This is a genomic window from Streptomyces gamaensis, from assembly GCF_042656465.1.
GTDB lineage: Bacteria > Actinomycetota > Actinomycetes > Streptomycetales > Streptomycetaceae > Streptomyces > Streptomyces gamaensis.
This window is the reverse complement of sequence record NZ_JBHSPB010000008.1, coordinates 21,787-35,031: the sequence shown is the minus strand read 5'-3', so window position 1 is coordinate 35,031 and position 13,245 is coordinate 21,787. Positions and strand designations below refer to the sequence as shown.

At 74.3% G+C, this 13,245-nt stretch carries 8 protein-coding genes and 1 pseudogene; 5 read left to right on the top strand and 4 right to left on the bottom strand.

Translation table 11 applies throughout. The annotated features are described in order from the left end of the window. Positions 1-13: 13 nt before the first annotated feature. On the bottom strand, positions 14-814 hold the full coding sequence (locus tag ACFP1Z_RS14830; protein ID WP_390316733.1) for a sigma-70 family RNA polymerase sigma factor: 801 nt from the start codon (positions 812-814) through the stop codon (positions 14-16). Between the two features lie 321 nt (positions 815-1,135). Here ACFP1Z_RS14830 and ACFP1Z_RS14825 point away from each other — a divergent pair, with 321 nt between their 5' ends. The 5 genes and pseudogenes from ACFP1Z_RS14825 (at position 1,136) to ACFP1Z_RS14805 (ending at position 9,115) form a co-directional block, all read left to right on the top strand. After that, positions 1,136-3,508, top strand: a complete 2,373-nt coding sequence (locus ACFP1Z_RS14825) for a phosphoketolase family protein (RefSeq protein ID WP_390316732.1) — start codon at positions 1,136-1,138, stop codon at positions 3,506-3,508. A gap of 139 nt (positions 3,509-3,647) precedes the next feature. Continuing rightward, complete coding sequence (locus ACFP1Z_RS14820) at positions 3,648-4,673, top strand: LacI family DNA-binding transcriptional regulator (protein WP_390316731.1); 1,026 nt, start codon at positions 3,648-3,650, stop codon at positions 4,671-4,673. Next, positions 4,670-6,256, top strand: a complete 1,587-nt coding sequence (locus tag ACFP1Z_RS14815) for a sugar ABC transporter ATP-binding protein (RefSeq protein WP_390316730.1) — start codon at positions 4,670-4,672, stop codon at positions 6,254-6,256. The genes ACFP1Z_RS14820 and ACFP1Z_RS14815 overlap by 4 nt, the downstream gene beginning before the upstream one ends. Beyond that, a pseudogene (locus tag ACFP1Z_RS14810) lies at positions 6,246-8,137 on the top strand (ABC transporter permease/substrate-binding protein). The gene ACFP1Z_RS14815 and the pseudogene ACFP1Z_RS14810 overlap by 11 nt, the downstream one beginning before the upstream one ends. 45 nt (positions 8,138-8,182) lie before the next feature. Beyond that, the gene (locus tag ACFP1Z_RS14805; protein WP_390316729.1) at positions 8,183-9,115 is read left to right on the top strand and encodes a ribokinase; all 933 of its coding nucleotides are present in this window, start codon (positions 8,183-8,185) and stop codon (positions 9,113-9,115) included. Between the two features lie 64 nt (positions 9,116-9,179). Here the strand turns inward: ACFP1Z_RS14805 and ACFP1Z_RS14800 are convergent, their stop codons facing one another. The 3 genes from ACFP1Z_RS14800 to ACFP1Z_RS14790 all read right to left on the bottom strand — a co-directional run bounded on the left by ACFP1Z_RS14800 (position 9,180) and on the right by ACFP1Z_RS14790 (position 12,961). Next, entirely contained in the window at positions 9,180-11,270 is a 2,091-nt protein-coding gene (locus ACFP1Z_RS14800; RefSeq protein WP_390317023.1) for a SpoIIE family protein phosphatase, read from the bottom strand. A gap of 184 nt (positions 11,271-11,454) precedes the next feature. Then, a complete protein-coding gene (locus ACFP1Z_RS14795; protein ID WP_390316727.1) occupies positions 11,455-12,057 on the bottom strand; it encodes an ATP-binding protein in 603 nt (200 codons plus the stop codon). A gap of 253 nt (positions 12,058-12,310) precedes the next feature. Next, entirely contained in the window at positions 12,311-12,961 is a 651-nt protein-coding gene (locus ACFP1Z_RS14790; RefSeq protein WP_390316726.1) for a DUF4360 domain-containing protein, read from the bottom strand. Between the last annotated feature and the right edge of the window lie 284 nt (positions 12,962-13,245).

The following is a 13,245-nucleotide window of genomic DNA, read 5'->3' as shown; positions in this document are numbered from 1 at the left end:
CCCGCGGGGCGGTTCAGCCCGGGGAGCCGGCCGGGGCCAGCAGTTCCCGGCGCAGCCGCGCGCAGGTACGGCTGAGGATGCGGGAGATCTGCATCTGCGAGACGCCGAGGCGCGCGCCGATCTGCTTCTGGGTGAGGTTGCCGAAGAAGCGCCAGTACAGGACGTACCTCTCGCGTTCGGGCAGCGCGCTCAGCAGGGGTTTGAGGGACTGCCGGTCCACCACCAGCTCCAGCGCGCCGTCGGTGCGGCCCAGGGTCTCGGCGAGGGGGAGCTCGCCCGCGCCGGGCGGCGGCTGGTCGAGGGAGACGGTGCGGTGCACGCCCTCGGCGGCGAGCCCCCGGCGGACCTCGTCCTCGCTCAGGCCGCTCACGGCGGCGAGCTCGGCCAGGTGCCGGGGATCGGCGGGATCGCGGCCGCGCGGGCCCAGGAGGGCCTGGGCGCAGCGGACGGCGGTGCGCAGCTCCTGGTCGCGGCGCGGTATGTGCACGGCCCAGGCGTGGTCGCGGATGTGCCGGCGCAGCTCGCCCATGATCGTGGGAACGGCGAAGGTCTCGAAGGCGTGGCCGAGGCCCGGGTCGTACCGGTCCACGGCGTTGACCAGCCCCAGGGCGGCGACCTGGCGCAGGTCGGCGGGGCTCTCGCCGCTGCTGCGGAAGCGCAGGCTGACGCGTTCGGCGAGCGGCAGCCAGGCGAGGGTCACCTCCTGGCGCAGCCGGTCGCGTTCGGGGCCCGCGGGCAGGGCGGCGAGGCGGGCGAAGGCCTCGGCGGTGTCGGGGGCGTCGCGGGTGCGCCGCCGGTGCGTGGTCGCGGCCATGGTCACCGTGTCTCCCTTCGCTCTTGCGCACCTTGCGGAATGCGCGAAGGAATGCCCGTCGGCCTGTGGCTCCTCGACGGTGCGGCTGCCCGCGCCGCGCGGGCGCAAACGTCGCGCGCGCCGCGCGGGCGGGTGCCGGTCCACCGGCCTCGGTTCCCCTCAGCATCACTCGCCCCGCGCGTTCCCGCGACCCGGGGCAGCGGCCGGGGCACACAGCGTCACGGGCCGTGCGGACCGTTTGCCGCCGCCGGGCACGGGTACTCGAACGCGGGGGGAACGGGCGAGCGGTACGGCCCCGGCCGTCCGCACCGAGGAGGCGCCGTGCCGGATCTGCCCGAGGTGCTCGACGCGAGCGAGGCGGCGGCCCTGGACGCCCACTGGCGTGCCGCGAACTATCTGTGCGTCGGCCAGCTGTATCTGCTGAGCAATCCCCTGCTGGCGGTGCCGCTGGAGCCCGAGCACATCAAGCCCCGGATCCTGGGTCACTGGGGCACCTCCCCGGGGCTGAACCTGCTGTACACGCACATCAACAGGGTCGTGCGCAGACGGGAGTTGGACGCCCTGTGCGTGTGGGGGCCGGGGCACGGCGGGCCGGCCGTGCTGGCGGGCTCCTGGCTGGACGGCAGCTACAGCGAGGTGTATCCGGACGTGGGCCGCGACGCGGAGGGGATGGAGCGGCTGTTCCGGCAGTTCTCCTTCCCCGGCGGGGTGCCCAGCCATGTGGCGCCGCAGACGCCCGGGTCCATCCACGAGGGCGGGGAGCTGGGGTACAGCCTCGCGCACGCCTACGGGGCCGCCTTCGACAACCCCGGTCTGGTCGTCTTCTGCGTCGTCGGCGACGGCGAGGCGGAGACGGGGCCGCTGGCCGCTTCCTGGCACGGCGACAAGTTCCTCGACCCGGTGCACGACGGCGCGGTGCTGCCCGTACTGCACCTGAACGGCTACAAGATCGCCGGGCCGGCGGTGCTCGCCCGGCTGCCCGAGGCCGAGCTGGACCGGCTGCTGCGCGGCTACGGGCACGAGCCGCTGTACGTCACCGGGGACGAACCGCTCCAGGTGCACCGGGCGTTGGCGGGCGCGCTGGACAAGGCGCTGGAGCACATCGCCGTCGCCCAGCGCATCGCCCGCGAGGACGGTGTGCGCGACCGCCCGCACTGGCCGATGATCGTGCTGCGCACCCCCAAGGGCTGGACCGGTCCGGCCGAGGTGGACGGCCTGCCCGTCGAGGGCACCTGGCGCGCCCACCAGGTGCCGCTCGACCGGGTCCGGGAAAACCCCGGTCACCTGCGGCAGTTGGAGGAGTGGCTGCGCTCGTACCGGCCGCAGGAGCTCTTCGACGAGCACGGCCGGCCCCGCCCGCAGGTGCTGGCCTGCGTCCCCGGGGGCAACCGCAGGCTGGGTGCGAACCCCCACGCCAACGGCGGCCTGCTCACCTGCTCGCTGCCCCTGCCGCCGCTGGAGGCGTACGCGGTGCCGGTCACCGCGCCCGGCGCCACGCTGCACGAACCCACCCGGGTGCTCGGCGGGTTCCTCGCCCAGGTCATGGCCGACACCCGGGACAGCCGCGACTTCCGGGTCGTCGGCCCGGACGAGACCGCCTCCAACCGGCTCGACGCCCTCTACGCGGCGACCGGCAAGGCCTGGCAGGAGGAGATCCTGCCGACCGACGAGCATCTGGACCGCGACGGCCGCGTCGTCGAGGCGCTCTCCGAACATCTCTGCCAAGGCTGGCTGGAGGGCTATGTCCTGACGGGACGTCATGGTCTGTTCTCCTGCTACGAGGCGTTCGCCTCCATCGTCGACTCCATGGCCGCCCAGCACATCAAGTGGCTGCGCACCGCCCGTACCCTCCCCTGGCGGCGGCCCGTCCCCTCGCTCAACTACCTGCTGACCTCGCACGTGTGGCGCCAGGACCACAACGGCTTCTCGCACCAGGACCCCGGCTTCGTCGACCACGTGCTCAACAAGGCCCCGGAGGTGGTGCGCGTCTATCTGCCCCCGGACGCCAACTCGCTGCTGTGCGTGGCCGATCACGTGCTGCGCGGCCGCGACCTCGTCAATGTCGTGGTGGCGGGCAAGCAGCCCTGTTTCGACTGGCTGGACCTCGAAGCGGCGCGGGCGCACTGCGCACGGGGGGCGGGGGTGTGGGAGTGGGCGGGCAGCGAGCGCGGCGGCGGGCCGCCGGACGTGGTGCTCGCCTGCGCCGGTGACGTTCCCACGCAGGAGGTGCTGGCGGCCGCGCAGTTGCTGCGGCGGCTGCTGCCGGCCCTGGCCGTACGGGTCGTCAACGTGGTCGACCTGACACGACTGTTCCCGGCGGAGGAGCATCCGCACGGGATGCCGGCGGCGGAGTACGACGCGCTGTTCACCCGGGACAAGCCGGTGATCTTCGCGTACCACGGCTATCCGTGGCTGGTGCACCGGATCGCCTACCGCCGGACCGGGCACGCGAATCTGCACGTGCGCGGCTACAAGGAGTCGGGGACGACGACCACCCCGTTCGACATGGTCGTCCGCAACGACCTGGACCGCTACCGGCTGGTGATGGACGTCGTCGACCGCGTCCCGCAGCTGGGCGAACAAGCAGCGGCCGTACGGCAGTCGATGGCGGACGCCCGCACCCGGCACCACGCGTGGATCCGCGAGCACGGCACGGACCTGCCGGAGGTCGCGCAGTGGCACTGGGAGGGCTGACGCCGGCAGGGCCGACGCCGCCCCCGCCGCAGCGCCGCGTGACGCGTGCCACATCGCCGATGTCTTGACGCCCCCGGCGTGTAATCGATTACCTGACCCCGCGAAATCGATTACACATTCCCCTGCCGGAGGCGGCCGCATGGCGAACATCAAGGACGTGGCCGAGCGTGCCGGGGTCTCCGTCGCCACCGTCTCCCGCGTGCTCAACGGCCGCTCCCCCGTGCCCGCGACCCGCGAGAAGGTGCTGGCCGCCGTCCGCGAGCTGGGCTACCGGCCCAACGTCCTCGCCCGCGCGCTGCGCACCGCGCGGACCCGCACACTCGGGCTCGTCATCAGCGATCTGCGCAACCCCTTCTTCACCGAACTCGCCGACGCCGTCGAGCAGGAGGCCCGGAGCCTGGGCTACAGCCTGATCATCGGCAACGCCGGGGAGAGCCCCGAGCAGCAGGACGACCAGCTGCGCACGCTGCTCGACCGGCGCATCGACGGACTGCTGGTCTCCTCCGCCGGCACCGGGTCCGCGGTGCTGCGCGAGGTGCTCGCGGCACACACGCCGCTCGTTCTCCTCGACCGCGCCCTGCCCGGCCTCGCCGCCCCCTGCGTCCGGGCCGAGGGCAGCGCGGCGCTCGCCGAACTCGCCGCGCATCTGACCGCGTTGGGCCGCCGCAGGCCCGCGGTGATCGTGGCGCCGGCCGGGACGCCCACCGGGGACGAGCGGCTGGAGCTGTTCCGTACGGCCCTGGCCGCGCACGGCGTGCCGCTGCCGGACGCCCGCGTCGGCTCCGCGCCGGACCTGCGGCCCGAGGGCGGCCGGCGGGTGATGCGTGAGCTGCTGGAGCTGCCCGAGCCGCCGGACGCGGTGCTGGCCACCGACAATCTGATGGCGCTGGGCGCCCTGGACGAGATACGGGCACGCGGGCTGCGCGTCCCCGGCGACGTGGCGCTCGTCGCCTACGACGACGTGGCGTGGTTCGCGCACACCGACCCGCCCCTCACCGCCGTCGCGCAGCCGACGCGGGAGCTGGGACGGGCCGCCGTGCACACCCTGCTGGAGCGCATAGAGGGCCGCGAGGCGCCGTCGGTGCTGCTGCCCGCGCGCCTGGTACCGCGCCGCTCCTGCGGCGAACAGCCCACGGCACAGGCACGAGGAAGGGGCAGCGCATGACCGGCGTCCACGACGGCGGACCGGACGGGCGGCGCGAGGTGCTGCGCGTGGCAGCAGTGACCAAGTCGTTCCCGGGCGTACGTGCCCTGGACGGCGTGGACCTCGCGCTGCGCGCCGGCGAGGTGCACGTCCTGCTCGGCGAGAACGGGGCCGGCAAGAGCACCCTGATCAAGATGCTCTCCGGCGCGCACCGGCCCGATACGGGCCGTGTCCTCCTCGACGGCGCGCCGGTGGACATCCGCTCCGCGCAGGACGCCGAGCGGCTCGGCATCGCGACGATCCATCAGGAGTTCACGCTCGTCCCCGAGTTGAGTGTCGCGGAGAACATCTTCCTGGGGCGGCAGCCGCGCACCCGGCTCGGCCTGGTCGACAGACGGGCGATGCGCTCGCGCGCCGCGGACCTCCTGCGCCGGGTGCGCCTGGACGTCTCCCCCGCCGCCCCGGTGCGTGAACTCGGCGTCGCCCAGCTGCAGATGGTCGAGATCGCCAAGGCGCTGAGCCTCGACGCCCGGGTGCTGATCATGGACGAGCCGACGGCGGTGCTCACCGCGCGGGAGGTGGACACGCTCTTCGGCATCGTGCGCGAGCTGCGCGCGGGCGGCGTGGGGATCGTCTTCATCACCCACCACCTGGAGGAGATCGCCGCGCTCGGTGACCGGGTGACGGTGCTGCGCGACGGGCGGTCGGTGGCCGAGGTGCCCGCGAGCACCGCCGAGGACGAGCTGATCCGGCTGATGGTGGGCCGCGACATCGCCGAGCAGTACCCACGCGTACGGCCCGGGGCGGCCGGGGCGCCGCTGCTGCGGGTGCGCGGGCTGACCCGGCGTGGGCCGCGCGGGTTCCGCGAGGTGGGCTTCGAGGTGCGGGCCGGCGAGGTCGTGGGGCTCGCGGGGCTGGTGGGCGCGGGCCGTACCGAGGTGGCGCGGGCGCTGTTCGGCGTGGACCGCTACGAGGCGGGGACCGTGGAGGTCGACGGGCAGGTCCTCGCGCGCGGCGACGTCCGGGCCGCGATGCGGGCCGGGCTCGGGCTCGTCCCCGAGGACCGCAAGGGACAAGGGCTGCTGCTGGACGCCCCGTTGAGCGACAATCTCACCCTGGCCCGGCTGGAGCGCGACGCCCGGGGCGGGTTCGTCGACCGGCGCGCGCAGCGCCGGGCCGCAGCCTCGGTCGCCGAGCGGCTGAAGGTGCGCATGAGCGGGCTGGAGCAGCCGGCGCGCACCCTGTCCGGCGGCAACCAGCAGAAGATCGTCATCGGCAAGTGGCTGCTGGCCGACGTACGGCTGCTGATCCTCGACGAGCCGACGCGGGGCGTCGACGTGGGCGCGAAGGTCGAGATCTACCGGCTCGTCAATGAACTCACCGCCGCGGGCTGCGGAGTGCTGATGATCTCCAGCGATCTGCCGGAGGTGCTGGGGATGAGCGACCGGGTGCTGGTGATGTCCCAGGGACGGCTCGCCGGCGAGCTGTCCGGGGAGGCGGCCACCCAGGACGCGGTGATGGAACTGGCGCTCACCCCAGCGGAGTTCGGGGGCGGCGGCAACGTGAACGATCGAAGCGCGATGGAGGGCTCCGATGTCGGCTGAGGTGCTGCGGGCGCCCGGGAGCGGTCCCGGGCAGTGGGTGACGAGAGCGGTGCTGCGCAACGGCCCGCTGGGCGGGCTGCTCGCGCTCGTCGTGGTGATGGCGGTGCTCTCGCGGGACTTCCTCAACGGGCAGAACCTGCTGAACGTGGGCGTGCAGGCGTCGGTGACGGCGGTCCTCGCCTTCGGTGTGACGTTCGTGATCGTCTCGGCGGGCATCGATCTGTCCGTCGGTTCCGTCGCGGCGCTCTCGGCGACCGTGCTCGCGTGGGCGGCGGCGCGCGAGGGCATACCGGTGTGGCTCGCGGTGCTGCTGGGCCTCGCGGTCGGCGCGCTGGCCGGGCTCGTCTCCGGCGCGCTGGTCGCCTACGGGCGGCTGCCGGCCTTCATCGCCACGCTGGCGATGCTCTCGGTCGGGCGCGGCCTGGCCCTGGTGATCTCCGGCGGCTCCCCCATCGCCTTCCCCTCCTCCGTCAGCCGGCTCGGTGACACCCTCGGCGGCTGGCTGCCGGTGCCGGTGCTCGTCATGGTGGTCATGGGGCTGCTCGCGGCGCTGGTCCTGGCCCGTACGTACACGGGCCGCACGATGTTCGCGATCGGCGGCAACGAGGAGGCGGCCCGGCTGTCGGGCATCGACGTCCGCCGCCGCAAGCTCGTGATCTACGCGCTGTCCGGGCTGTTCGCGGCCGTCGCCGGGATCGTGCTGGCCGCGCGGCTGACCTCGGCGCAGCCGCAGGCCGCCGTCGGCTACGAACTGGACGCGATCGCCGCCGTCGTCATCGGCGGGGCGAGTCTGTCGGGCGGCTCGGGCAAGGCCTCCGGCACGCTCATCGGCGCGCTGATCCTCGCCGTGCTGCGCAACGGTCTCAACCTGCTGAGTGTGTCGGCCTTCTGGCAGCAGGTCGCGACGGGGCTGGTGATCGCGCTGGCCGTGCTGCTGGACACGCTGCGCCGCCGGAGCGCGCGGTGAGGGCGCGCCGGACGGCCGTCCCCGCGGTGGTCCTCGCGGCGGTCGCCGCGGTCGGCGGCTGCGACCGGGGCGGGCACACGGACCTGGGGCTCGCGCTGTCGACGATGAACAACCCCTTCTTCGTGGGCATCAAGGAGGGCGCGCAGGCGGAGGCGGCGGCCCGCGGACTGAAGATCAACATCACGGACGCGCAGAACGACCCGACGCAGCAGATCAATCAGATGGAGACGTTCACCAGCCAGAACGTCAAGGCGGCCATCATCAACCCGGTCGACTCGGACGCGGCGGTGCCCGCGGTGGGCGCGGCCAACCGCGCCGGCGTGCCGGTCGTCTCCATCGACCGGGGTGTGAGCGGCGGCACGGTGGGCTCGACGATCGCCTCCGACAATGCCGCGGGCGGGCGGCTGGCCGCGCGGACACTCGCCGAGTCCCTCGGCGGCAGGGGGAAGGTGGCCTTCCTCGAAGGGCAGCCCGGCACCTCGGCGGCCCGGGAGCGCGGCCGGGGCTTCGAGGAGGGCATCGCGGCCTTTCCGGGCATCGAGGTCGTCGCCCGGCAGCCCGCCGACTTCGACCGCGCCAAGGGCATGGACGTGATGGCCAACATCCTCCAGGCGCACCGGGATCTGACGGGGGTCTTCGCGGCCAACGACGAGATGGCGCTGGGCGCGGCGAAGGCGCTGGGGGCCGCGTCCGGAAAGGACGTGAAGGTCGTGGGCTTCGACGGGACCCCGGACGGCATCGCGGCCGTCCGCGCGGGCACGCTGAGCGCGACCGTCGCCCAGCAGCCGAGGCTGCTGGGCAGGCAGGCGGTGGACTGGGCCCTCAAGGCCGCCTCCGGCGAGAAGCTGCCCCCTCAGGTGAAGGTGCCCGTGGTCCTCGTGACACGGGAGAACGCGGCGGGGTTCGGCGGCTGACGCACCGCACGACGGGGCGGCCGCGGCCTCTGGCAGGCTGGTGTGGTGACAGTGAACGGTGAGGTGACGGTGAGCGGGAAGCGCGCGTACGACGTGCTGGTGGTCGGCTCGGCCAACGCGGATCTGACGGTGCGGGTGGCCCGGCGGCCGGGGGCGGGCGAGACCGTGCTCGGCTCCGACCTGGTGGAGTCGGCCGGCGGCAAGGGCGCCAACCAGGCGGCCGCCGCGGCCCGGCTGGGAGCCCGAACGGCCCTGCTGGCCAAGGTCGGTGACGACGCGTTCGGCGAACTGCTGCTGGCGGGCCAGCGCGCGGCCGGCACGGAGCTGCGGCACGTGCTGGTGGAGCGGGGGGCCCGGACCGGCACCGCGATGATCGTGGTCGGCCCGGACGGGGACAACAGCATCGTGGTCTCCCCCGGCGCCAACGCCCGGCTCTCCCCCGCCGATGTGACGGACGCCCGCGAGGCCGTGGCGGCGGCGTCGGTGGTCTCGCTGCAGTGGGAGATCCCGCCGGAGACGGTACGGACGGCCGTCGCGCTGGCCCGGGAGTGCGGCACCCGCGTCGTGCTCAACCCCTCTCCGGCGCCGGAGCGGCTGGAGGGCGAACTCCTCGCCGCCGCCGACCCGTTGGTGGTCAACGAGCACGAGGCACGGCAGCTGTCGGGGCGCGCGGACGGCGGCCCGGCCGAGTGGGCCGGGGCGCTGCGCGCGCTGGGCGCCCGCTCCGTGGTGGTCACCCTCGGCGGTGACGGGGCGCTGGCCGCCGACGACGGGGGGACGGTCGCGGTCGCGGGCGTGCCGGTGACGGCCGTCGACACCACGGGCGCGGGCGACGCCTTCACGGGAGCCCTGGCCACCCGGCTCGCGGCCGGGGAAGCGCTGGCGGACGCGGTGCGCTTCGCGGTGCGCGTGGGGGCGGCCTCGGTGACGAAGGCGGGGGCGCAGCCTTCGTATCCGACGCCGGGTGAACTGCCCTAGGTCTTCCGGGGCCGCACCCCCGCACCCCCGCACCCCCGCACCCCGCCGTGCCCTGCCGGGAAGGTCAGCCGGCCCCGTCCGCGACCCGGGCGATCAGCAGGGCCACGTCGTCGTCGTGCCCGCACAGATCCGCCAGCAGCAGATCGCAGGTGGCCTCCAGATCCGCCGGGGCGTGGGCGAGGGCCTCGCACAACGCGCCCAGGCGGCGGTCGATGGCCTCGTCGCGGGTCTCGACCAACCCGTCGGTGTACAGCACGAGTTCGTCGCCGGGCGCGAGCTCCACGGTGACGCTCTCGAAGCGCACGCCGCCCACACCGAGGGGCGCGCCGGTGGGCAGGTCGACCAGGGCGGGCCGGTGGCCGGAGCGGACGATCACGGGCGGCAGGTGTCCGGCGCAGGCGAGCTGGCAGCGGGCGCGGCGCGGGTCGTAGACGGCGTACACGCACGTGGCGATCATCTGGTCCAGGCCTGCGGCGGTGCGGTCGAGGTGGTCCAGGACCTGGGCCGGGTCCAGGCCGAGGCCGGAGAGGGTGCGGGCGGCGGTGCGCAGCTGGCCCATGGCGGCGGCCGCGCTCAGACCGCTGCCCATGACGTCGCCGATGACCAGGGCGCCGCTGCCGTCGTCCTGCGGGATGGCGTCGAACCAGTCGCCGCCGACCTTTCCGGCGGCGCCCGCGGGCTGGTAGCGGGAGGCGATCCGCAGTCCGGGCAGGTGCGGGGGGCGCTGCGGGAGCAGATTGCGTTGGAGGGTCACGGTGGTGGCGCGTTCGCGCTGGTACCAGCGTGCGTTGTCGATGCACACGGCGGCGCGGGCGGCCAGTTCGCCGGCGAGGACGACGTCGTCCTCGCTGAAGGGGCGCGGGTTGCCGGTGCGTTTGAGGTCCAGGGCGCCGAGCACCTCGCCGCGGGCGATGAGGGGGACGGCCATGTAGGAGTGGACTCCGGCGCGGGCGAGCAGTTCGGCGGCGTCCGCGTCGCGGGCGATGCGCGGCAGGTCCTGGGGCCGTACGTGCGGCAGGTGCACGGGGCGGCCGGTGGTCACGCACTGGGTGACGAGCCGGTCGGCGTCGTATTTCGCGATCTCCCCGGGCGGGTCGGCGGCGCGCGCGGGGTCGACGGCGCCGGCCCCGCCGACCGGGCCGACGGAGGCGACGGCCAGGGCGCGGAAGACGGCGGCGGCCCTGGCGGAGGAGGCGGGGCGGATCCCGTCGAGCGCGGTGTCCAGGACGTCGACGGCGGCGAAGTCGGCGAGGTCGGGCACGACCACGTCGGCGAGTTCGTGAGCGGTCTGGTCGAGGTCGAGGGTGGTGCCGATGAGGACGGAGGCGTCGGCGATCAGGGCGAGCCGGCGGCGGGCGTCGGTGGCCGCGCGGTTGCGTTCGGTGATGTCGACGACGGAGGTGGCGAGTCCCAGGACGCGGCCGCCGGGGTCCTCCAGGCGGTAGTACGACACGAGCTGGGCCTGGTCGTCGGTGGCGCCGCCGCCCGCGCGGCCGAGGACGAAGCGGTCCAGGACGGGGGTGCCGGTGCGCAGGACGCCGGTCAGGTCGCGTTCGATGCGGTCGACGTCGGCGAAGGGCAGGGCCTCGCGGACGCGGCGGCCGAGGTGGTCGGCGGCGGGGACTCCGTGGATGCGCTCCAGGGTGGGGTTGACGAGCAGGAAGCGCAGGTCGGTGTCGAGGACGGCGAGCCCGATCGGGGACTGGGCGACCAGGCGCAGCGAGAGCGCGAGATCGCGTTCGACCTCGCGCAGCACCTCGTGGTCGGTGGCCATGCCCAGGGCGTAGAAGTCGCCGTGCCGGCCCTCCAGGCGCATATTGCGGAACTCGGTGAGCCGTGAGGTGCCGTCCTTGCGGCGGGCGGGGAAGACCCCGGCCCAGCTCTCGCCGCTCATGACGTCGGCGAAGAGCTCCAGGACCTCCTCGACGTGCTCCTCGTCGACCAGGAGGCGGGCGGCGTAGCGGCCCAGCGCCTCGGCGGGGCTCCAGCCGAAGAGGTCCTGGGCCTGCGGGCTCCACAGGACGATGCGGCCGCGCCGGTCGAGCACCACGGCGGCCACGCTCAGGACGTCCAGCAGTCCGCCCGCTTCCCGGGCCGGGCCGGAGGGCGGGCCGGGCCGGGGGCCGGAGGCGTCGCCGGTGCGCTTCGGGTCCATCGAGGCCGTCCCTCCTTCCGCCCGCAGCAGGTGGTGCGGCCCGCGCGTCGCAGTGCCTTCCATGGTCTCTCCGAACCCGCCCGCCGCGCAGCCGCGGCGCCCGCGGCCCCGGTGGAGCGGGGCGCGGGCGCCGGGGGTGGCCGGCCGGTCAGGGAGGGAGAGGGACCGGGCCGGCCGGTCCTTTTCAGGGGAGGGTGAGCACGAACCAGACGGTGCGGCCGGCGCCCGAGGCGTGGTGGCCCCAGCGGTCGGCGATCTGCTCGACGAGCCACATGCCGCGCCCGTTCTCGCTGTCGGGTCCCGCCTGGGCGCAGCGGGGCAGACCGGCGTCGGCGCACTCGTCGGCGGGCCCGGAGTCGGTGACCTGGGCGAGCAGGGCGCCGTCGGCGCGGGTGAGGGTCACCTCGATCCGGCCGGTGGTGCCGGGGACGTGGACGACGGCGTTGGTGACGATCTCGGAGAGCAACAGCGCGGCGTCGTCGGCGAGTCCGTCCAGGCCCCACTCGGTGAGCAGCCGGGCGGAGAACCGCCGGGCGGCCGCCGCGGAGCGCGGGCTCACCGGCAGGGAGAGCGTGTCGCAGGGGTGCCCGGGGGCCGGGTGGGACATGCGGTCGCGCAGCGGAGGGCTGTGCAGGCACAGGGGCGTGCCGGTGGTCCAGGACGCGCGGGAACCGCGGGCGAGGCCGTGCGGATGGACCGGGAGGGTCCACAGGACGGCCGGGTCGCGGCCGACACGGACGTCGGGCCGCCGCACGGGACCCACGGGGTCACTGATGGATGCTGGCATGGCGCTCTGCTGCGGTCGGGGGTGCGGGGCGGCACGGGACGCGCCGGCCTCGCTGTGGCTTCCCCCACATTCGCCCGTTTTCCTCCAGAGGTCTATACCCTTTTGGTCACCAGGGCCTTGCGCAGCGCTATCTTCGCAGGTGAGCGGGGACACACCGGAATCCAAAGTCGTGGTCAACCTTCGGTTGTGGTGCGGGCGAGCGGTGGGCGGCGCGGGGCGGGCCCGCCCGGTGGGACGGGCCCGCGGTGGCGGACTATCTCTTCGGGCACTCCTTCCACGCGAGGTGGTAGGTGGTCTTGATGCTGCCGTCGGTGGAGTCCATGGCCATCCAGCTGGTGGTCTTCGTCGGGTCCGAGGTGCCGGCGTCGACTCTGAGCTCGGTGTTGATGTTGAAGTTGCGCTCCTCGCCGCAGGGCGCCCACACCAGTGAGGCCACGTCGACGCTGTCGGTCACCTGCCAGTTGTCGTTGTAGGCGCCCTTGAAGTTGTGGGCGCTGGCGGCGGTGTCGGGCGAGCCCTGGAAGTAGTACGAGGCCTTCTCCAGGCCCGTCGCCCCGGGTTCGAGGTGGGCGTAGCCGCGGTAGTCGGCGCTGGCGATGGCGTAGGTGAAGCCCTGCGGTACGTGCACTTCGAGGTTGAGCTGGCAGTTCTTGCGGAAGTCGGTGGGCTTGGAGCCGATGCCGACCTGGGCGAGGTAGCTGCTGTAGGTGACCGTGAAGGCGGTGTTGTCCGGGGAGACCGCCACGGCGGCGGTGTTGATCGGACAGCCGGAGCCGTTGACGGTGGCGACGTCGATCACGATCTTGTCCGGGGGCGGGTTGACGATCGCCGACGCGCCGGTGACGGTCATCGGCGAGGTGAACAGTGCCGCGAGCGCGGCCCCTGCCGCGAGACCAACAGGCATGGCTCTCCTAGGGTGTGCGCCCGGGGGTTCGCGCCCCGGGCGGGCTGACGGGATGAGCGGCCGGGCGTCGGGATCCCGGAGTCCGTTGGATGAGGGCTGGACTATTAAGACATGTACATGTCAGAGCCTGCCCTCCAAGGACCCCTTGGGGACGGAAGCGTTCGCATCGTAGGGGCGCCGCCCCCGCGGCGCCAGACTCCGCGTCGCACTTGCCCGCGCCCCGCCGGCGGGGCGTGCCGGGGCGAACGGGCGCCCCGGCACGGTCACTTGGCGGCCAGCCCGGG